The 18,229-nt window shown below is 70.2% G+C and carries 21 protein-coding genes and 1 pseudogene; 6 read left to right on the top strand and 16 right to left on the bottom strand.

Annotated features, from left to right (window positions below; all coding sequences use genetic code 11):
* Positions 1 to 5 precede the first annotated feature (5 nt).
* A complete protein-coding gene (locus LQ326_RS11510; protein ID WP_234535328.1) occupies positions 6 to 635 on the top strand; it encodes a TetR/AcrR family transcriptional regulator in 630 nt (209 codons plus the stop codon).
* Positions 636 to 851: 216 nt separating this feature from the next.
* Here the strand turns inward: LQ326_RS11510 and LQ326_RS11505 are convergent, their stop codons facing one another.
* The 4 genes from LQ326_RS11505 to LQ326_RS11490 all read right to left on the bottom strand — a co-directional run bounded on the left by LQ326_RS11505 (position 852) and on the right by LQ326_RS11490 (position 3,607).
* Positions 852 to 1,616, bottom strand: coding sequence for an SDR family NAD(P)-dependent oxidoreductase (locus tag LQ326_RS11505; protein ID WP_234535326.1), 765 nt, complete (start codon positions 1,614 to 1,616; stop codon positions 852 to 854).
* Between the two features lie 278 nt (positions 1,617 to 1,894).
* Entirely contained in the window at positions 1,895 to 2,254 is a 360-nt protein-coding gene (locus LQ326_RS11500; protein WP_234535324.1) for a hypothetical protein, read from the bottom strand.
* Entirely contained in the window at positions 2,251 to 2,730 is a 480-nt protein-coding gene (locus LQ326_RS11495) for a hypothetical protein (protein WP_234535322.1), read from the bottom strand. Before LQ326_RS11495 ends, LQ326_RS11500 begins: the two co-directional genes overlap by 4 nt.
* A 253-nt stretch (positions 2,731 to 2,983) precedes the next feature.
* Positions 2,984 to 3,607: a hypothetical protein gene (locus tag LQ326_RS11490; RefSeq protein WP_234535321.1), complete on the bottom strand. Its 624-nt coding sequence runs from the start codon at positions 3,605 to 3,607 to the stop codon at positions 2,984 to 2,986.
* Between the two features lie 401 nt (positions 3,608 to 4,008).
* Between LQ326_RS11490 and LQ326_RS11485 the strand changes: the two genes are divergently transcribed.
* A complete protein-coding gene (locus tag LQ326_RS11485) occupies positions 4,009 to 4,413 on the top strand; it encodes a VOC family protein (RefSeq protein WP_234535319.1) in 405 nt (134 codons plus the stop codon).
* Between the two features lie 284 nt (positions 4,414 to 4,697).
* Here LQ326_RS11485 and LQ326_RS11480 read toward each other — a convergent pair whose 3' ends face one another.
* The gene (locus LQ326_RS11480) at positions 4,698 to 5,435 is read right to left on the bottom strand and encodes an SDR family oxidoreductase (protein WP_234535317.1); all 738 of its coding nucleotides are present in this window, start codon (positions 5,433 to 5,435) and stop codon (positions 4,698 to 4,700) included.
* A gap of 151 nt (positions 5,436 to 5,586) precedes the next feature.
* Here LQ326_RS11480 and LQ326_RS11475 point away from each other — a divergent pair, with 151 nt between their 5' ends.
* Positions 5,587 to 6,159, top strand: a complete 573-nt coding sequence (locus tag LQ326_RS11475; RefSeq protein WP_234535316.1) for a TetR/AcrR family transcriptional regulator — start codon at positions 5,587 to 5,589, stop codon at positions 6,157 to 6,159.
* A 120-nt stretch (positions 6,160 to 6,279) separates the two neighbouring features.
* Here LQ326_RS11475 and LQ326_RS11470 read toward each other — a convergent pair whose 3' ends face one another.
* From LQ326_RS11470 to LQ326_RS11460, 3 genes are all read right to left on the bottom strand, one after another.
* A complete protein-coding gene (locus LQ326_RS11470; protein ID WP_234535314.1) occupies positions 6,280 to 7,119 on the bottom strand; it encodes a DUF6461 domain-containing protein in 840 nt (279 codons plus the stop codon).
* Between the two features lie 207 nt (positions 7,120 to 7,326).
* Positions 7,327 to 7,515, bottom strand: a complete 189-nt coding sequence (locus LQ326_RS11465; protein ID WP_234535312.1) for a DUF397 domain-containing protein — start codon at positions 7,513 to 7,515, stop codon at positions 7,327 to 7,329.
* A gap of 10 nt (positions 7,516 to 7,525) precedes the next feature.
* Complete coding sequence (locus tag LQ326_RS11460; protein WP_234535310.1) at positions 7,526 to 8,377, bottom strand: helix-turn-helix domain-containing protein; 852 nt, start codon at positions 8,375 to 8,377, stop codon at positions 7,526 to 7,528.
* Positions 8,378 to 8,693: 316 nt separating this feature from the next.
* On the opposite strand from LQ326_RS11460, the gene LQ326_RS11455 reads away from it, so the two are divergent.
* Positions 8,694 to 9,059, top strand: coding sequence for an ATP-binding protein (locus LQ326_RS11455; RefSeq protein ID WP_308401897.1), 366 nt, complete (start codon positions 8,694 to 8,696; stop codon positions 9,057 to 9,059).
* A gap of 120 nt (positions 9,060 to 9,179) precedes the next feature.
* Here LQ326_RS11455 and LQ326_RS11450 read toward each other — a convergent pair whose 3' ends face one another.
* From LQ326_RS11450 to LQ326_RS11435, 4 genes are all read right to left on the bottom strand, one after another.
* On the bottom strand, positions 9,180 to 10,364 hold the full coding sequence (locus LQ326_RS11450) for a hypothetical protein (protein ID WP_234535306.1): 1,185 nt from the start codon (positions 10,362 to 10,364) through the stop codon (positions 9,180 to 9,182).
* 120 nt (positions 10,365 to 10,484) lie between these two features.
* Positions 10,485 to 10,718: a hypothetical protein gene (locus LQ326_RS11445; protein ID WP_234535304.1), complete on the bottom strand. Its 234-nt coding sequence runs from the start codon at positions 10,716 to 10,718 to the stop codon at positions 10,485 to 10,487.
* A 59-nt stretch (positions 10,719 to 10,777) separates the two neighbouring features.
* Complete coding sequence (locus LQ326_RS11440; RefSeq protein ID WP_234535301.1) at positions 10,778 to 10,942, bottom strand: hypothetical protein; 165 nt, start codon at positions 10,940 to 10,942, stop codon at positions 10,778 to 10,780.
* Positions 10,943 to 11,400: 458 nt separating this feature from the next.
* A complete protein-coding gene (locus LQ326_RS11435; RefSeq protein ID WP_234535300.1) occupies positions 11,401 to 12,159 on the bottom strand; it encodes an alpha/beta fold hydrolase in 759 nt (252 codons plus the stop codon).
* A gap of 90 nt (positions 12,160 to 12,249) precedes the next feature.
* Here LQ326_RS11435 and LQ326_RS11430 point away from each other — a divergent pair, with 90 nt between their 5' ends.
* Entirely contained in the window at positions 12,250 to 13,146 is an 897-nt protein-coding gene (locus LQ326_RS11430) for a LysR family transcriptional regulator (protein ID WP_234535298.1), read from the top strand.
* Positions 13,147 to 13,183: 37 nt separating this feature from the next.
* On the top strand, positions 13,184 to 14,080 hold the full coding sequence (locus LQ326_RS11425; protein ID WP_234535296.1) for an SDR family NAD(P)-dependent oxidoreductase: 897 nt from the start codon (positions 13,184 to 13,186) through the stop codon (positions 14,078 to 14,080).
* A 7-nt stretch (positions 14,081 to 14,087) separates the two neighbouring features.
* On the opposite strand, the pseudogene LQ326_RS11420 reads toward LQ326_RS11425, so the two are convergent.
* The 4 genes and pseudogenes from LQ326_RS11420 to LQ326_RS11405 form a co-directional block, all read right to left on the bottom strand.
* A pseudogene (locus LQ326_RS11420) lies at positions 14,088 to 14,774 on the bottom strand (DUF4158 domain-containing protein); the annotation flags it as partial.
* A 242-nt stretch (positions 14,775 to 15,016) separates the two neighbouring features.
* Complete coding sequence (locus tag LQ326_RS11415) at positions 15,017 to 16,648, bottom strand: phospho-sugar mutase (RefSeq protein WP_234535292.1); 1,632 nt, start codon at positions 16,646 to 16,648, stop codon at positions 15,017 to 15,019.
* 323 nt (positions 16,649 to 16,971) lie between these two features.
* Positions 16,972 to 17,796 carry a purine-nucleoside phosphorylase gene (locus tag LQ326_RS11410; protein ID WP_234535290.1) on the bottom strand — a complete coding sequence of 275 codons (825 nt, stop codon included), beginning with the start codon at positions 17,794 to 17,796 and terminating at the stop codon, positions 16,972 to 16,974.
* 147 nt (positions 17,797 to 17,943) lie between these two features.
* Entirely contained in the window at positions 17,944 to 18,222 is a 279-nt protein-coding gene (locus LQ326_RS11405) for a hypothetical protein (protein ID WP_234535288.1), read from the bottom strand.
* Positions 18,223 to 18,229: the final 7 nt, after the last annotated feature.

Raw genomic sequence — 18,229 nt, 5'->3', positions numbered from 1 at the left:
TCGGGATGACGCGGCACAAGGAGCTGACGGCCAAGGGCCAGGCCACCCGGCGGCGGATCGTCGAGGGCGCTGCCGAGGTGCTGCGGGAGCAGGGGGTCAACACCGTCACCCTCGACGACGTCATGGCGCGGACCCGCACCAGCAAGAGCCAGCTCTTCCACTACTTCCCGGACGGCAAGGACGAACTGCTGCTGGCCGTCGCGGAGTTCGAGGCGGACCAGGTGATCGAGGACCAGCAGCCGTATCTGGGCCGCCTCGACTCCTGGGAGAGCTGGCAGCGGTGGCGGGACGTGGTGGTCGCCCGCTACGAGATCCAGGGGGACACGTGTCCGCTCGGGTCGCTGTTTCTTCAGGTCGGGCGTGCGACGCCGGGGGCGCGGGCGATCGTGACCGGGCTGATGCGGCGCTGGCAGCAGAGCCTGGCGGCCGGCATCCGTGCGTTGCGGGCGGCCGAGAGCCCGTCCGCCGAGTTCGATGTCGACGCGCGGGCCGCCGCCCTGCTGGCCGCGATCCAGGGAGGCGTGTCCATCCTGATGTCGACGGGGGACTCCACCCACCTGCGCGCCGCCCTCGACCAGGGGCTCGCGGACCTGCGGCGCGACCTGATGCCGGCCGGGTCTGTCGCGCCGCGATGACCTCGACGTCGTACGGTGCGTCACGCCGGGAGACCTCGACCGCGTACGGTGCGTCACGCGGGAAGGGCTCGACCGTCGTACGGTCTTCCGCGCCGCGGTAGCGGTAACCGTCGTTCGGTCCGTCACGCCGCGACGGGGGGTCATCGTCGGTCCGTCACGCCGCCATGGCGGTCATCGTCGGTCCGTCACGCCGCGACGGGGGGCATCGTCGGGCCGTCACGCGGCGACGACCGCGACGCCCGTACGGCCGCCGTCCACGTCCAGCACGATCCCGTGCACGAACGACGACTCGTCGGCGGCCAGATACACCGCCGCGCTCGCGATCGCCTCCGGTGTGCCCATCTCGCCCGCCGGCGTTCCCTTCATCATGGCCCCGGCGAGGTCGGCCACCTCGGCGTCCGACGGCAGCACCACGCCGGGGGAGATCGCGTTCACCCGCACCCGCTGCGGCCCGAACTCCGCCGCCCAGGCCCGGGTCAGGGTCTCCACCGCTCCCTTGGTCGAGCTGTACAGGGCGCCGGCGGAGACGCCCAGGCGGGCGATCCACGAGCTCAGATTGATGATGGCGCCGCCGCCCGCCTCGACCATGGCCGGTGCGACGGCCGCCGTCAGGAAGAACGGGGCCTTGACGTTGACCGCGTAGACCTGGTCGAAGGTCTTCTCGTCGGTGGCGGCGGTGCTGTCAGCCGGGTAGATGCCCGCGTTGTTGACGAGGACGTCGATACGGCCGCCCAGCACCCGGGTCGCCTCCGCCGCCAGCGCCCGTGACGCGGCGGCGCTGCCGTCCAGGTCGGCCCGCACGAAGTCGGCCCGGCCGCCGTGGGCCCGGATCCCCTCGACCACCTCCGCCCCGCGCTCGGCGCTCCGCCCCGAGACGACGACATGCGCCCCCTCCGCGCCGAACGCCTCCGCGATCGCCCGCCCGATGTTGCTGGTCGCACCGGTCACCAGCGCGGTCTTCCCTGCCAGTCGCATGCCCATGATCAACTCTCCGTCTGCTCGGTCCCCGTCAGGTGCGGACCACTGTGCGTCCGGAAAAATGGACCAGCAAGTCCAAGGCTGGGTGCCGGTGCCGGTGCCGGTGCCGGTGCCTGTGTCTGTGCCGGTGCCTGTGTCTGTGGCTCCGGCTGCGGTGCCGGGCGTCTCCGGGCTCGCGGCGGCGGGTTGCTCCGGTGGCCGAGCCCCTGCCGCCTGAGGGCGCCGTTCCTGAGGCTGACGAAGCGGCCGCCGCTGGGCAGACGTCGCCGTCAACCTGACTGTCAGCGGCGATCCGTGGCGCGCGGGTGGCCCGTGCCTGCGAAGGTGATCCAGCAGGTCTTCCTGGCGGTGTCGAGCAGATACCAGATGCGGCCGCCGCCGGTCGCCTCGATCTGCCATTGCTCACAGATCTGCCCGCGATGGGTGCCATGCGCGAGGCTGCCCTTGAGGCGGTGGTGCCGAGATGTCTCAGCGGCCGGTCTGGGGGCGGTGCGCAAGGTGAGCCAGGCGCGGTAGGTGTTCTCGCGGGCCTGCTGGGCGAGGTTCTCCCAGCCCTTGGCCGAGGCGGCGTCGGCGAAGCGGACTTCCCAGTGGCCCTCTGGTGCCGGTGGTGCGGCGCGGTCGCCGCGGCCTGCCGTCATGCTGTGTCCCGAGGGTCGGCTACCGGGCCGTAGTCCTCGCCGTGATCCCTGGTCAGCGAGGCCAGCAACTCGGGGTCGGAGTAGACCTCGGCGGTGTGCTGCCAGGCGATGAGCAGCTGGGCGACGGAGGCGCTGTTGCCGACTGAGTCCGCGGCGCGCATGGTGTCGACCAGTTCGACGGCGAAGGCGTGCAGATCGGACTCGGGCAGGAACCGGACCCAGGGGAAGGCGTCCGGCAGTATGTCGAGGAGCAACTCCATGCTGCCGGGTTCCCGGCGTGCCATCGCGGCCAGCATTCGGGTGGCCGCCGACACCACGGTCTGGTCCTGCTCGGCGCGCGCGGCGGTGGTGAGGACCAGGTCCTCGCCGTCTCTGCGGTGCAGGAGCAGTCTGGGGGATTCCTGGAGCCGGGCCAGCGTCTGCTTGTTCTTGTTCACCAGCTCGGAGAAGTTCACGGCTGCGCTTTCGGCACTCATGACATTGAAACTACTTCGAAAGTCGCTCCGGTCCCATCGCCCGTCAGGGTGATCGCGCCTCCGCCGCGGTGCTGAGCCGCCCCGAGCTCATCGTCTCCTGCGGGCCCTCACGCTGCCCGTACCGGTCCGCGACCGCGATCACGTCCTGCGCTGGACCGCCTGGCGCCGCCACCGCCAAGCCGTTGCGGCAGCCTGCCAGCAGAAACGACATCACCGCTGCAACCAACCGTGATCAAGAACTGCAGCTGACGTGTCAGATGTGCTTTCTTTCGTAGCACCGCAAGTGGCCGGCGTCGTTGAGGCGGGCGGCGACGGCGCGCTTCTGGTACTGCCAGCCGCACACGAGATCCGGGTTCACGCTGGTTTCACAGTTCCAGGTGTGCGGTGGCTGGGAAGTGCTCGTGACCGTCACAATGAATTTGAATCGGTATTTGCAGTATCCGTCCATGTCGGATATGCCGCCGAGCAAGTGGCCGTTCGCCGTGTAGCACAGTCCGCTCTTCGGGCTCGGTGAGGAGAACTTGATGTGGGAGCCTTTTGCGTTGTGGGACCAGTCGCAGGCGCTCCCCAGATTGATGCCGGACTCGCATCCCTGATCGGTGGCCGCGCCGAACCCGTAGGAGTTGCAGTAGGCGGCGAGATCCACTCCGCCCAGGTCCTGCTCGGTCTCTCCCGTCATCCACAACGGCAGCTGTATCACATGGCCTGCCACCAGGAGAATCGTCGAGATCAGGACGGCCGAAAGGAAAACCGCGACGATTTTCCCGATCTTGACCCGGTTGCGAATCCCGTTGACGTCGCGGCCGATCTCCTTGAAAAATGCATAGGCGGAGGAAATCATTCCGACCACTAAGTCGATCACTGCAACCGTACCCATGTCCCCGTTCCCTCCCCGCCACGGCGGCTAACCGTCCTGCGGAAACAGCGCCTGTGCGGCGGGAATGTTAACGAATCTTTTCCGGTTTGACTATGGGGTGCAAACCGAGAAAAATATCCGCGTTCTTCCGGATGTGGGCGACATGAACAAGTAAACGGGGAACAGGGAAGGTGTCTGCTGCCGGCAGGGCCGGTAGCCCGGGCGCTGTCACTTCCCGCCCCCGTACCGTACCTTTCCTGTCGTGCGGGTGCCGCTCCGTGGCCGAAAAGGTCTGCCTCCTCGGAAGGCGCGTCGACGGCGTGGGCGCCGCTGTTTAGGATCATGCGCACGCATCGCGTGCCGGTCACCGGCTGGGTGAGGCATGGAGGTGCCGTGAGGTGCCTTGCGGAGGCATTCCACACATGTCAGTCGAGTTGAATCACACCATCGTCCATGCCCGGGACAACCGGGAGTCGGCCGAGTTCCTGGCGCACATCCTGGGGCTTGAGGTCGGGACCGAGTGGGGCCCGTTCGTTCCGGTGGCCACAAGCAACGGGGTCACCCTGGACTTCGCCGCCATTCCGGCGGAGTCGATCGTCATGCAGCACTACGCGTTCCTCGTTTCCGACGAGGAGTTCGACGCGGCCTTCGCGCGTATCCGGAAGGCCGGGATCATGTACTACGCCGATCCGCACCTGAAGCAGCCTGGAGAGATCAACCACCATCACGGTGGGCGCGGACTGTACTTCATGGATCCGGCCGGGCACGGCATGGAGATCATCACCCGGCCCTACGGCAGCCACCAGGAGCAGCCCACGGCATCGTGAGGCACGGGCAGGCCAGGGCACCCCCTGGCCTGCCACTCCGTGGCTGGGTTCAACTGCCGTGATTTCCCTGGGGTCCAGCCTGCTGGTGACCGTCACGCGGTTGCCAGGGCGTACCGGCTCCAGGCGCCGCCGGTCCCGTTGCGGAGCCAGGTGGTGGTCTTGCCGTGGTGCGTTCCCGCCCCCGTCATGGCGGACGCTCTCGGCGGTGCCGGCGTCCGACAGGGCGGCGACCGGTTCTCGTCGTCTGCCTGGCAGGGGGATCCGTAGCCGTGCCGGGCCGGTCGTCAGGCCTGCACGGTGGGGCGGACGACAATCTCGCTGACGTCGATGCCGTCAGGCTGCCCGATCGCGTAACCGATGGCGGAGGCGACGGCGGAGGGCGGCATGGCGATCTCGTCGCGCTGCCGGGCGAGCGCCGCCGCTGCCTCGGGGCTCCCTCCCTTGCCGACGCCCTCCGTGTTGGTGAAGCCCGGTGAGACGAGGGTGACGCGCAGGTCGGGGCCGGACTCCTGGCGCAGCCCTTCGGTCAGTACCTTCACCGCGGTCTTGGTGGCCGCGTATACGGCCTGGGGGGACTTCACGACATAGGCGGCGGTGGAGGCGACATTGACGAACTGCCCGGAGCGCTGCTTCCGGAAGATGGGCAGCGCGGCCCCGATGCCGTTCAGCAGGCCCGTGATGTGGGTGGCGACCATGGCGTCCCAGTCGTCCTGGCGCAGGTCGTCGAACGGCGATACCGCCATCGTGCCGGCGTTGGAGACCAGGACGTCCAGTCGGCCGAAGCGGTCGAGTGCCGCATCGGTCAGGCGTTTGAGGTCGTCGCGGCGCGTGACGTCGACGACGACCCCGACGGCCGAGCCGCCCTGGGCTGTGATGCGATCGACCACTGCGTTCAGCCGGCCCTCCCGCCGGGCTCCGAGCACCAGGCGGGCCCCTTGCCCGGCGAGATGGATCGCCGTCGCCTCTCCGATGCCGCTGCTGGCGCCTGTGAGCGCGACGACCTTGCCCTTGATGCCGGACATGGCGAGTCCTTTCGCGAGGTGCGTGCAGGTGGGTACGTTCCCCTACAGTGGAACTGGGGGAGCCCCCAGTTAACCAGACTAACTGGGCGCGCCTCCGTTTAGGTGGCGGGAGAGTCTGGCCCCAGAGCCTGAGAAGGGGTGGCAAGCGCTGATGACCGAGGGAGCGCAACGGCCGTTGCGGGCTGACGCGCGGCGTAACCGGGAGAAGATCCTCGCGGCCGCGGTGCGCGTTTTCGCGGCGGAGGGGCTCGACGCCCACTTGGAGCGCATCGCCAAAGAGGCGGGCGTGGGCAGTGCCACGCTGTACCGCAACTTCCCCACCCGCGAAGCGCTGGTCGAGGCCGTCTACCGCCATGAGGTGGCCCAACTGTGCGACGCGGTACCCACGTTGCTGGCGAAGGCGCCGGCCTTTGAGGCCCTGCGTGCCTGGACGCGTCTCTTCCTGGACTACGCGACTGCCAAGTACGGCATGATCGAGGCCCTGCGCGCCATTGCCGCCGCGGGGAACAATCCGTACGGCAACAGCCGGGAGATGATCCAGGTCGCCCTGAGCGCCCTCATGGGCGCGTGCGTGGCCGCCGGGGCGATCCGTACCGACATCACCGCCACCGATATCGCCGCCGCCCTCGAAGGCATCGCCCTCACCTCGGCGCGGCCGGAGCAGCGGCAGCAGGCAGAACGTCTGCTCGACCTGACCCTGGACGGCCTGAAGACCCGTCCATGAGGGTCGTCATGAAACGAAGCCGCGTCCCGCGCCGGACGGTTCTTCGACGCGGCAGGCTCAGCGCGGACCGGCGGGCAGTGTGAGCTTCTCGGGCCACGGCACCCACCACGGGCTCGCTCGCTACTCACCCGTCCGGTGCTCCGAACGACCCACGGCCGGAGACTCGTTGTAGGTGATCACGACCGGCGCGTCGGCCTGCGCCCGCGCACGGTCCGACGCCGTCGCGATCTCCTCGTAGGTCCATTCCCTGTAGAGGCGCTCCCCGTGGGCATCGGTGATGTCGATGACCACGCCGGTCCATTCCTCGGCGGGCTGTTCGGGGACGAGTCCGAGTTCGTACGTGGCGTCCTGGAGGAGGGATTCGGTGACACGTATGCCGGTGAGTCTTTCGGACAGGGCGAAGACCCCCGCCTTCCTGTCGACGTCCGGCGCGCTCTCATCGTGCTCTCCCCCAGGGGTGAGGGGGAAGCCGACGTCCCGCAGCAGGGGGACCAGTTCATCGGGGGTGCTGCCGTCGCGCCACGAGGGGCCCTCGAACGTCGTACGGAGTTCGCCGTCCTCGAACCAGTGGAAGAGGTGGATGGGCTTGCCGCCGTTGGTCGAGTGCGCCACGACCCGGCCCCCCTTGGACAGCGTCTCCATGCACGCGCCCGCGATCCCCAGACCGCCGTCGAAGCCCAGGACGAGTGTCCAGTCGCCGCTCTCGCCCAGGGTGCTGAAGGCACCCGCGACGTAAGACTCGTCCCAGTAGTCATCCACCTCGGCGCGATGAGCGTCGTCCGCCTCGATCAGCCCGGCCGAGCCCTCCCCGGTGCCGCGCGGTTCCGCCTCCATCGCGCGCAGCACCTCGTGCGGGCTCCGCCCCCGTATCAGTGTCAGGGTGTATCCGCTCTCCATCGCGTGGCGGAAGAGCGGCGAGGTGCGGATCCAGGCGTAGTCGTGCGCGGTCGCCGAGTTCATACAGCGCAGTGTGCCCGATGCCGCTGACAACGCCCGGCGCACGCTGGCCGTGACGTCCGGAGCCCTCCCGCAAGTCGCGGCTTCGACGGGGTGCTGCCGCTGCTGAGCCGGACGCCGCGTGAGGCCCTCGGCGGGTGGCTGACCCGCGTTCATCCCGGCCATCCCTGGCTGGCCGGACTGGCGATGCGGTGACGAGGGCCGGTCGCCTCACGCCCGGCGTCCCGGTTCCGCCGCGTAGGAGACGAAGTCCGCCCAGGCGGTGGGCCGGAGGGTGAGGTGAGGGCCGGAGGGGTGTTTGGAGTCGCGTATGCGGATGGTGGTCGGGGTGGGGGCTATTTCGACGCACGAGGATGCTTCCTCGCTGTACGTGGACTTCTGCCAGTTGAGTTCGGTCATTGCTCGGTCCTCAAGTGTCCTGTGCGATGCGGTGGATGAGGTCGCGGGAATCCTCGGGCTCCAGGGTGGCCTCCTGTATGCGGTCGAGGATGAGTCGGTACTTGGCCAACTGTGCGGCAGAATCGACGAGTTCGCTGCCGTGCGCGGCGTCGAGCTGCGCTGTGTCCAGGGCGGGGACGGGCCCGTACGCGTAGTCCAGCCCGTGGCCGACGGTCGGGAAGACGGTGCCGTCGAACGGGATCACCCGGACGGTGACGTGCGGGAGTTCGCTCATCTTGGCCAGGTGGTCCAACTGGGCACGGGCCACTTCCCGGCCGCCGAACCGCATGCGCAGGGCCGCCTCGTGAATGATCGCCGTGTACGGGGTCGGTTTTTCGCGGTGGAGGATGGCCTGGCGCTTGATGCGATGGGAGATGCGGTACTCGATCTCGTGCGGCCGCAACTCCGGGACCACCTGGCGGAACAGGGTCCGGGCGTGCTCAGGGGTCTGGAGCAGGCCGGGAATGTTGATGACCTGAGCCACGCGCAGGGTGACGGCGTGGTACTCCATCTCGGCGAGGTCCAGGGAGTGGGAGGGCAGGGTGCCCCGGTACTCCTCCCACCAGCCGCGGTTCCGATATGCCGCCATGGCCACGAGTGCGTCGATCAGAGCCGAGTCCGTGCACTCGTAGTTGTGGGCGAGTGTGCGGACACGCTGTTCGCTGAGGCCGAAGCGGCCCGTCTCGATGTTGCTGATGCGTGCCTGATTCGCGCCGATCATCTCGCCGGCCTCTCGCGCGGTGAGGCCCATATTCTCGCGGAGCTTGCGCAGTTCGGCGCCGAGGCGCAGCTGCCGTGCCGTGGGTGTCTGCCGTGGCGGCATGGTGTTCGGCTCCTTTGCCTTGCTTCGTACAGGGGTCACCCACATGAGTGCAACGTCGGATGCATCCGCAGATTTCGTAGAAACCATTCTACGGCTGTCGGTACGGTGAAACCGGGCCGCTCAACTCCCGCCCCACAAGCCGGAAGCGCACCGCGCCGTCCTCCCTGCGCGCGGCATTGCCACCGCCGGGTCGGGTCGTCGAGCGCGCCGAGTCCCTCCGACGTAGGAGCCGTTCATGGTCACCGTAGCCCCATGCGACACCTGGGCTTACGCCCTCCGCCTGCCTCATGACCCGCGCGCCGCACGTGTCGCACGTATGACCGTACGGTCCGTGCTGGACAGCCACGGGAGAGGCGAAGTGCGCGACACCGTCGCGTTGCTGACGTCCGAGCTGGTCACCAACGCCTATCGGCACACGACGGGCCCCGCCTCCCTGCGGATCACCGCGCTCGCGGACGGACGCCTGCGGGTCGGCGTCTGGGACAGCCATCCACGCATCCCCGCTCCCTTCGGCGAGCCGCCCCAGGACCGCGTCCCCCTCGCACCGGTGGACGTCGAGGGCGGGCGCGGGCTGCGTCTCGTGCAGGAGTACGCCGACCGCTGGGGCGGCTGGCCGCTCGGGGACGGCCCGCTGGACCGCGGGACCGGGAAGCTGCTCTGGTTCGAGGTGGGCGGTTTGTAGGGCTGCCCCGAACGGCAACGTTGTCCCGGGCCGTGGCCCAGGGTGCTGCTGAGGGACGAACCCTGCTCGGCCCTCGGCCCCACCTCCACCCGGCGCATCGAGGAGACCGTCCTGACGGTCTCAGGGCGCACTCGGCCACACCAGCAGCATGTACGCCCCGCAGTACGCCGAACCCGCCACGGCCGTCGTCAGCGCGAGCACCCGCAGCCGCGTCGAGGCACGGGCGAGATGCCCGGCGACCGGCAGCAGCAGCGGGAAGCCGGGGAGGAGGAAGCGGGCGCGCGGGAAGTAGACGCCGCCGCTGGCCGCCACGATCAGCAGCAGGACCGCGCTGAACACCAGCAGCGGCAGCGGTTGCCGGTCCGCCACCGAGAGCGCGAACAGGACGACGGAGACCAGCATCGTCAGGCTGACGACGACCAGGAACAGCTCCGGCCGCGAGACCTGCCCGAACAGGTGCCGCAGCCAGCGCAGGGTCTCCGCGCCGCCGTCCAGTTCGTTGTGCCACATCCGCTGTACGGCGAAGTAGCCGTCCCAGCGGCCCAGCCTGAGGCCCACCCAGCCGACGTACGTGCACCAGCCGAGCGGGGCCACCAGGGCCGCCGTCAGGGCGCGGGCCGAGAAGTGGGTGCGGAGCGAGAGCAGCGCGGTGACCGTCACGGCGGCGGCCACCGCGATCCCGGTCGGCCGGGTCAGCCCGGCGAGTACCGAGCCCGCCGCCGCGTACAGCCAGCGCTCGGTCAGCACCGCGTACAGCGTCCACGCGGCGAACGCCGTGAAGAGCGACTCGGTGTAGCCCATCCACTGGACCAGGCCCACCGGGTACGCCGCCCACAGCACGGTGAGCAGGACGCCGACCCGGCGGCCGGCCAGCCGGTCGCCCACCGCGAACACGCCCCAGGCCGCGATGAGCGACGCCAGCCACGCGAGGGCCAGTCCGGTGCTGGCCCGGGTGCCCGGGGTCAGCACCGCGACGGCCTTCACCAGGAGCGGGTACAGCGGGAAGAACGCCAGGTTGTTGTGGTCGTACGCGGTGCCCAGGGCGTGTGCGTAGCCGTGGTCGGCGATGCCGAGGTACCAGCGGGAGTCCCACTGCGTCGCCAGCATCGGCCACACGCCGTGGTGGCGCCGGTGCGCCCAGACGGCGAGGAAGGCAAGACCGGCGAGGCGTACGGCGAGATACGCGGCGAGTGCGGGAGCCGCCCGGCGCAGGGCGTGCCGGGGGGCGGCCGCCGTGGGGAGGTGGGGTCGTCGGGTGCCCGGGATGTGCCCGCGCGGGGTGGTGTCGGGGGCGGTGGGGGACACGGCGGCGGCTCCAGTACGACGGCTGTTGCGGCGGGGGGTTACCCGTTCACCGTTTCCCGGCCGCCGGGGCGGTGCGCGGAGCCCGCGTCAACTGCCGTCGGGAAATCACCCGATGGGGTGCTATGGCGGCCTCTGGGAACATCGGAGGAAGTCGGCGACCCTGCCCGGCATGTCGAGGGTGACCGGCAGCTCCGGGGCGGGGGCGTCCTCCTCGCTGGTGGTGTGGTCGGGCAGGAGGTCGGCGACGGCCGTGCGGATGGTGCCGCAGCTGACGCCGTGGTTGCGGGCGAGGGCGGCGATGGAGCGGCCTTCCAGGTACGCGGTACGTACGTGGTCGGTCTTCGAGGCAGCCACGGCGGGGCGGCGCCCGCCCTTGCTGCCCTTGGCCTCGGCGGCGCGCAGCCCGTCGTAGCTCAGCTCACGCTGGAGGTCGCGCGGAGGTCGCCGACGGTGAGGTCCATCGCGGAGAACGCGCCGTCGTGGATGCGCAGGGCGAGGCGGTCGCGGTGGAGGACGTCGAGCACGCCGAGGACGTGCCCGGTGCCGCGTACGAGGCGGAACATCTCGGAGACGTGCACGGTGTCGCCCGGCCGCGCGTAGATGAGCAGTTCGCGGAACCCGGGCGCTGGAGCGGGTGGAGGCGGCTGGAGGTACCGCCGTCCTCCTCGAAGACGACAGGGTCCTCGATCCCGGCCTCGGCCAGGACGAGGTTCTGCCGGGCGGCGGACTGCTGGTCGGTCGAGACCCGCTTGTAGACCAGGTTCGCCACTCGGGGCCCCTTCCGTACGGAGGGTCGGACGCTATCTGTCGTCAAACCCTGTCAGCAATCACCATCGGATCTGATTGGATTCGGGCCGCCGTGAACCCCCACGGCGAGGCGAGAGCAGCATCCGCTGAAGGCCGCTGCGGCGTACGGGGCGTGAACTGTCCGGGTGTGGCGGGGCCGCCCCTTTGCATCCGCGGGGCACCGGCGGGCCAGCCCGCTCAGCGCTTGTCTGGTAACCAGCGCCGCAAGGGTGGCGAGCGTCGTGGTCCGCTACAGGCTGTTCCAGAAATCTGACAGCATGCGGGCCGTCTGCGTCGGCTCCTGAAGCATCCACCAGTGACCGAGTCCGTTGAGGTCGACGGCGCGAGCGCCAGCACGCTGGGCAGCGCGGTGGCGGTGGCGGAGGGCGACGCTGCCAGCCGTGTGGTCCTCGGTGGCGACGGGAACCAAACCCGGCCTGGCAGCAGCCGCGGGCAGGTCGAGGCCGCGTTCGATCAGCACTGCCTGGGGCACGGACCGGTACAGAGCGAGAATGGCCTTGCCCATCTGCGGGCCCTGACCGAGCGCCACCTCGCATGCCGCCGGCTCGGGAATGCCCCAGTCGACCATGCGCGCTGCCCGCTCCTCGACGTCTCCCGAGAAGATCTCCTCGACGTGGCGCTCCCCGTCGCCAGGCGTCTGCCATAGCTTCGCGGTCTCATGCCAGGTGAAGTCCGGCTCGTAACCGCCGATGGTGTCGCTGACCCAGCTGCGGAGCAGGTCGGGACGGGCCATCGCCACCTCCAGGGCGTACCCTCCGCCGAAGTCGTGGCCGACGATGTCGACGGGCGCCTCGAATCGGGACAGCTCGTCGATGAGCCAGTCCCGGTAGTCGACGAACGTGGCCCCGAAGTTCGAGGGAAGCGGCGCGCCGAAGCCCGGAGGTGAGAGCAGGACCGTCTCCCGCTGCTGAGACTTGGACAACTCGTTGATCAGCGGCATCCACACCGCGGAGGTCACGGGAACGCCGTTGACGAAGACAATGGTCATAGGTGAATGACAACAACGGTCGGAGCAGGCCGTCCAAGACCCGTTTCGCACCTCGTTATGCGGTGATTGCATAACGCGTAGGCTGTGGGCATGGGCATCCTTCCCGATCTGGATCTGCGACTTGTCCGGTACTTCACGGTCATCGCCGAGCAGTTGAACTTCGCCCGTGCGGCCGAGGAGCTGCGGGTCGCCCAGCCCTCCCTGAGCCGTCAGATCCAGCGGCTGGAGAACACGCTCGGCGTACGCCTGCTGGAGCGCACCACCCAGGGCAGCCGGCTCACCGCCGCCGGCGCGGCGTTCCTTCCACAGGCGCAACAACTGGTGCACGGCGCCCAGCAGGCGGTGCTCACCGCACGCGCCGCCGCGCCGGCGCGCACTGTCACCATCGGGTACGCCGACGATCTGATCGTCACGCCCGCCGTACGCGATCTGCGCCGCCGGCGTCCCGACGCCCACGTCCGCACCCGCCACCTCGGCTCGCAGGACGCCGGTGCCCTACCCGACCGGCAGGTCGACGCCCTGGTCATCCGCACACCACTGCCGATCCCGGCCGACGGCCTCGCCCTGGCGGTCCTCTACGCCGAGCCTCGGGTCCTGCTTGTGCCCGCGTCTCACCGCCTCGCAGGAAAGGAGTCGGTCACCACTGCTGACATCTCCGCGGAACCACTCGTCGGCTGCACCGGCGCGGGTGCCGACTGGACCGCCTTCTGGCGGCTCGAACCCCGGCCGGACAATGACCCCGCCCCCCTCGGCCCCACCCTCGCCGACACCTACGACGACAAGCTTGAGGCCATCGCCGAGGGGAATGCCGTCGCTGTCGTCCCGGCCGGCGACCTGCGTCACACCCTCCGCCCCGGCCTCGTCGCCGTTCCAGTCGACGAGATCGAGCCCTGTCAGGTCGTCGTCGCCACCCGCGCTGCGGACACCAGCCTCCTTGTTGCGGAGTTTGTCGAGTCCGCGAAGAAACTCCTCGTCCGCCGCACCTGACCACTGGCCCAGCCGGCCCTCGTAGGCCACGTCCGTCATGCAGCTCCTGCATGACCGGTTGCGAAACAGGTCTTGGACGCGGCCGCCGCCAGACCCGTTTGCTGGTCACATGACCGTCGACTACCCCGCACAGACCGTTCTGCTCACCGGGGCCAGCTCCGGGATCGGAGCCGCCTTCGCCAAAGCCCTGGCCGCCCGCGGTTCCAACCTCGTAGTCGTCGCCCGGCGCGCCGAGCGGCTGGAATCGATGGCGGACGAGCTGCGCCGCACCACCGATGCCCATATCGAGGCGATCCCGGCTGACCTCTCTCACCCGACCGCCGCACACGAACTTCACCAGGCGGTCGCCGATCGGGGCATCCAAGTCACGAGCCTGATCAACAGTGCCGGGTTCGGCTCGTTCGCAATGTTCCCCGGCGCGGATCCTGGACAGCTCACCGCCGAGATCGCCGTTCACGCGATGGCGCCGGTGCAGCTGACCGCGGCGTTCCTGCCTCAGATGATGAACGCCGGCAACGGCTTCGTCATCAACCTCGCCAGCGTCACCGCCTACCTTCCGTCTCCCCGGATGGCCGTCTACAGCGCCACCAAGGCATTCGTGCTCAGCTTCACCGAATCACTGTGGACGGAGCTGCGAGGTACCGGCCTTACCGTGTTCGCCGTCGCGCCCGGCGCCACCGCCACCGACTTCACCGCCGGGATGGGGCCGGACGCCGGGGTGCTGACCGCCGGGAAGCTGCGCACGCCCGAGGATGTCGTCACCACCACGCTGCGCCACCTCGAGCGCCGCAGCCCCGGCCCGACCGTCATCGACGGGCACTTCAACCAGCTCAGCGTATTTATGAGCCGGTTCATGAGTCGACGCCGGAACGCCCTGATGATGGCGCGCGTCTTCGACCCCGACCGTCGGTCTCCTTCGCAGCCCACCAGGTGACTCATCCCGTGCTGGCGGCTCGCGTCGGCGGCCGGCGCAGCCGCTCCGGCTCCGAGAACCGCGAGCCCTCAGGCGTCTTCAGCGTCGCCACCAGATCCCCGGGCAGCGCCGGGTCCGCCCGCCGCGCGGCCGCGCGACCGTCGCGTGCAGCCGCTTCTCCGCAACCTTCCGCGCCTCCGCAACCTTGCCGGGCCAGCACCGACACCCCAGGCAGCAACACCCGGTGACGGCGCAGCCATCCCACCGCCTGGTTGAACAGCGCCACCGGCCCCTCGGCGTGCGTCCACGCCCGCCCGGGCAGGAAGGTACGGAACCGCCGAGACCACTCCGCATCCTCATACTCGCGGTACTCGTAGGCGTCCCGGATCTCCCACGCGTGCTCGTACGCCGTCGGCTTGCGCTCGGTGTACCGCTTCACGCACGAAACGTCCCCGACGCCGAGCTGCGCGGCCAGGTGCTCGATCACCACCCACGGCACGTCTGGCGGGTCGTCTGGGAGGAACCGTCCGATATAGCACACGGTGCACATCCGGAGAGCAGACCCGAGTCGACTGTGGTCCCCGCGCCGCTTCGCGATCAGCTTGCGGTCCTCGTCGTCCAGGAAGAAGAACCGCTCCAGCTCCGGCCGGATCGGTTCCTCGCTGAACTTGCCGTACGACGCCGCTTGCTCGTAGGTCAGGAGCTCCACTGGCATGAGCGTGAAGCTATCGGCGCCCGGAGCCGCTCAAGGATCTTCCACCGAACATCACCGCCGGTCCTGTCACCTGTGCTGAACGCCATGATCACCGGCTTGGCGTTAACCGCTGTACCGATGTTTCCCCGAGGCCGTATGGGTGCTCGTACGTGGGGTGACCACGACCAAGAGGGGCGCCTCCTGAGCGGGGCGCCCCTCGGGGGTCGGCTGCGGGTTGTGGGAGGGATGGGGGGTGGGGGTGGTCAGATGCCGGCCGCTGCGGACAGGTCGTGCTTGATGGCCGTGAGCAGGCCGGCCGCGGTGGCGCGGGCCGCGGGGAGGGCGGTGTGGTCGGCCACGGGGACCACCAGCTCCAGGTAGCACTTCAGTTTGGGCTCGGTGCCGCTGGGGCGGACGATGACGCGGGCGCCGGTGAGGGTGTAGCGGAGGCCGTCGGTGGGGGGCAGTCTGTCCGTGCCCTGGGTCAGGTCCTCGGCCTTGGTGACGGGGAGGCCCGCGAGTTCGGCCGGGGGGTGCTCGCGCAGTTTCCGCATGGCCCGCGCGATGACGGAGAGATCCTGGACGCGGACCGCGAGCTGGTCGGTGGCGTGCAGGCCGTGCTCCACGGCGAGGTCGTCGAGGAGGTCGAGGAGGGTGCGGCCCTCCTCCTTGAGGACCGAGGCCAGCTCGGTGATGAGGAGGGCCGCGGTGATGCCGTCCTTGTCGCGGACGCCGTCGGGGTCGACGCAGTAGCCGAGGGCCTCCTCGTAGCCGTAGCGCAGGCCGTCCACGCGGGCGATCCACTTGAAGCCGGTGAGGGTCTCCTCGTAGGGGAGGCCCGCCTGCTCGGCGATGCGGCCGAGGAGGGAGGAGGAGACGATCGACTCGGCGAAGACGCCGGTGGCGCCGCGGCGGACCAGGTGGGCGGCGAGGAGGGAGCCGACCTCGTCGCCGCGGAGCATGCGCCATGCGCCGTTGTCCTTGACGGCCGCGGCGCAGCGGTCGGCGTCGGGGTCGTTGGCGATGATCAGGTCGGGGTCGGTCTCGCGGGCCTTCGCGAAGGCGAGGTCCATCGCGCCGGGCTCTTCCGGGTTGGGGAAGGCGACGGTCGGGAAGTCCGGGTCCGGGTCGGCCTGCTCGGCGACCAGGGCGGGGGTGGGGAAGCCGGCGCGGGCGAAGGCGGCGAGGAGGGTGTCCCTGCCGACGCCGTGCATGGCGGTGTAGACCGTACGGGCGGTGCGGGGGGAGCCGGGGGCGAGGACGGCGTCCGTACGGGCCAGGTAGGCCTCCAGGACCGTGTCGTCGAGGGTCTCCCAGCCGGTGTCGGGGCGGGGAACGTCGTGGAGGGTGGTGACTGCCTGGATCTCGGCGGCGATCTCCGCGTCGGCGGGCGGGACGATCTGGGAGCCGTCGCCCAGGTAGACCTTGTAGCCGTTGTCACGGGGCGGGTTGTGGCTGGCGGTGACCTCCACGCCGGCCACCGCGCCCAGGTGCCGTACGGCGAACGCCAGGACGGGGGTGGGCAGCGGGCGGGGGAGCACGACGGCGGTCAGGCCGGCGCCGGTCATGACGGCCGCGGTGTCGTGGGCGAAGTCGGCGGACTTGTGGCGGGCGTCGTAGCCGATGACGACGGTGCCGGTGCCGTGGCCGTGGTTCTTCAGGTACGCGGCGAGGCCGGCGGCGGCGCGGATGACGACGGAGCGGTTCATGCGCATGGGGCCGGCGCCGAGTTCGCCGCGCAGGCCCGCGGTGCCGAACTGGAGGGTGCCGCTGAAGCGGGCGGACAGTTCGGTGAGGTCACCGGCGTCGATGAGCTTGGCGAGCTCGTCGCGGGTCTCGGGGTCGGGGTCCTCGGCCTGCCAGGTTCGGGCCCGGGCGATGAGATCGTCGTGCACGGTCGTCGTCCAACCTCTCGTGGTGTGCCTGCGGCGCATCCGCGGCTTCGGTGGGGGTGCGCGTAGCGCCTGCGGGCGGTGGGTGAGTCGGGGCCGGGGCGCGGAGTCTCCGTCCTCGGGCCGGCGGTGCTGTCTCTTGGGCTGCGCGGGGGTGGAACGCCGACCGCCCCGGCGGAAACTCCCCGCCCCGTCCCCTTCCCGCCGTGGGCGGCTCCAGAATCCCATCCCGTTGTCGGGGGGTGACTGCAGTGCCCCGTCAGGGGCGCTGGGGGTACCCCCGGCCGAAGGCTGGGGGAGGAACCGCGCGGCCGGCCACGACGGGCCTAGAGCCTGCCCAGCACCTGCGCCAGCAGCTCGCCCATCCGTGCCGCCGAGTCGCGGCCCGCCTGGAGGACCTCCTCGTGGTTGAGGGGCTCTCCGGTCATGCCCGCGGCGAGGTTCGTCACCAGGGAGATGCCCAGGACCTCGGCGCCCGCCTCGCGCGCGGCGATCGCTTCGAGGACCGTCGACATGCCCACCAGGTCCGCGCCGATCACGCGGGCCATCCGGATCTCGGCCGGCGTCTCGTAGTGCGGGCCGGGGAACTGCGCGTAGACGCCCTCTTCGAGGGTGGGGTCGACCTCCTTGCACAGGGCGCGCAGGCGCGGCGAGTAGAGGTCGGTGAGGTCGACGAAGTTGGCGCCGATGATGGGGGAGGTCGCCGTCAGGTTGATGTGGTCGCTGATGAGGACCGGCTGGCCGGGGCGCATCCCCTCGCGCAGGCCGCCGCAGCCGTTGGTGAGGATGATCGTCTTGCAGCCGGCGGCCACGGCGGTGCGGACGCCGTGGGCGACGGCCGCGACGCCGCGGCCCTCGTAGTAGTGCGTGCGGCCCAGGAAGACCAGCGCGCGCTTGTCACCGAAGGCGTACGAACGGACCTTGCCGCCGTGCCCCGCCACGGCCGGCGGCGGGAAGCCGGGCAGCTCGGTGACCTGGAACTCGGCGTCGGGAGCGCCCAGGGCGTCGACGGCCGGCGCCCAGCCGGAGCCCATCACGAGGGCGACGTCGTGGGTCTCGGCGTCCGTGAGCTCGCGCAGGCGAGCGGCGGCCGCGTCGGCGGCGGCGTGGGGGTCGCCCTGGATGTCGTCCGGAAGAAGAGATGCGTTCACGCGGATGAGAGTAGCCGGTCTGGGCCTACGCGCGTAGATGACGGAGCTCATGGGATTGCGATCGTTGTCTTGTCGTTTCCGATGAGCGGTGTGACGCAGGTAACTTTGTGTCGGCTGTGCGGGGTCTGTGCCGGTTCCGGGCCGCGGTCACTCGTCGGGGACGAGGACGTCCTTGTCGTTGAAGGTCTCGACGATGAAGATCAGCAGGCGGCCACGGCTGACCGTGTACTCCACGAGGACGTTCTGGGTGAGGCGGATGGTGCGGTCGTCCCCCGTGGAGCTTATGGGGCGGGAAACCGAGAGGAAGGGGTCGCGGGCGAGCAGGGCGATGCCCTTGTCGAACGCCACCCGCTGACGGTCCTCCAGCCGGTCGCGGGCGGCCGCGGCCTGCACGGTGTAGTAGACGTCGTACGTGGTGGGGGGCATTCGCTCT

The organism is Streptomyces shenzhenensis (assembly GCF_021462265.1).
Taxonomy (GTDB): Bacteria; Actinomycetota; Actinomycetes; order Streptomycetales; family Streptomycetaceae; genus Streptomyces; species Streptomyces shenzhenensis.
This window is presented reverse-complemented; position numbering and strand designations above follow the sequence as displayed.

Coding starts and splice junctions, on each gene's coding strand:
- LQ326_RS11505 (WP_234535326.1), bottom strand. CDS start 1,616: ATGGGCATGCGACTGGCAGGGAAGACCGCGCTGGTGACCGGTGCGACC.
- LQ326_RS11490 (WP_234535321.1), bottom strand. CDS start 3,607: ATGGGTACGGTTGCAGTGATCGACTTAGTGGTCGGAATGATTTCCTCC.
- LQ326_RS11455 (WP_308401897.1), top strand. CDS start 8,694: ATGACCGTACGGTCCGTGCTGGACAGCCACGGGAGAGGCGAAGTGCGC.
- LQ326_RS11470 (WP_234535314.1), bottom strand. CDS start 7,119: ATGAACTCGGCGACCGCGCACGACTACGCCTGGATCCGCACCTCGCCG.
- LQ326_RS11465 (WP_234535312.1), bottom strand. CDS start 7,515: ATGACCGAACTCAACTGGCAGAAGTCCACGTACAGCGAGGAAGCATCC.
- LQ326_RS11430 (WP_234535298.1), top strand. CDS start 12,250: ATGGGCATCCTTCCCGATCTGGATCTGCGACTTGTCCGGTACTTCACG.
- LQ326_RS11500 (WP_234535324.1), bottom strand. CDS start 2,254: ATGACGGCAGGCCGCGGCGACCGCGCCGCACCACCGGCACCAGAGGGC.
- LQ326_RS11405 (WP_234535288.1), bottom strand. CDS start 18,222: ATGCCCCCCACCACGTACGACGTCTACTACACCGTGCAGGCCGCGGCC.
- LQ326_RS11495 (WP_234535322.1), bottom strand. CDS start 2,730: ATGAGTGCCGAAAGCGCAGCCGTGAACTTCTCCGAGCTGGTGAACAAG.
- LQ326_RS11480 (WP_234535317.1), bottom strand. CDS start 5,435: ATGTCCGGCATCAAGGGCAAGGTCGTCGCGCTCACAGGCGCCAGCAGC.
- LQ326_RS11510 (WP_234535328.1), top strand. CDS start 6: ATGACGCGGCACAAGGAGCTGACGGCCAAGGGCCAGGCCACCCGGCGG.
- LQ326_RS11425 (WP_234535296.1), top strand. CDS start 13,184: ATGCAGCTCCTGCATGACCGGTTGCGAAACAGGTCTTGGACGCGGCCG.
- LQ326_RS11435 (WP_234535300.1), bottom strand. CDS start 12,159: ATGACCATTGTCTTCGTCAACGGCGTTCCCGTGACCTCCGCGGTGTGG.
- LQ326_RS11475 (WP_234535316.1), top strand. CDS start 5,587: ATGACCGAGGGAGCGCAACGGCCGTTGCGGGCTGACGCGCGGCGTAAC.
- LQ326_RS11460 (WP_234535310.1), bottom strand. CDS start 8,377: ATGCCGCCACGGCAGACACCCACGGCACGGCAGCTGCGCCTCGGCGCC.
- LQ326_RS11485 (WP_234535319.1), top strand. CDS start 4,009: ATGTCAGTCGAGTTGAATCACACCATCGTCCATGCCCGGGACAACCGG.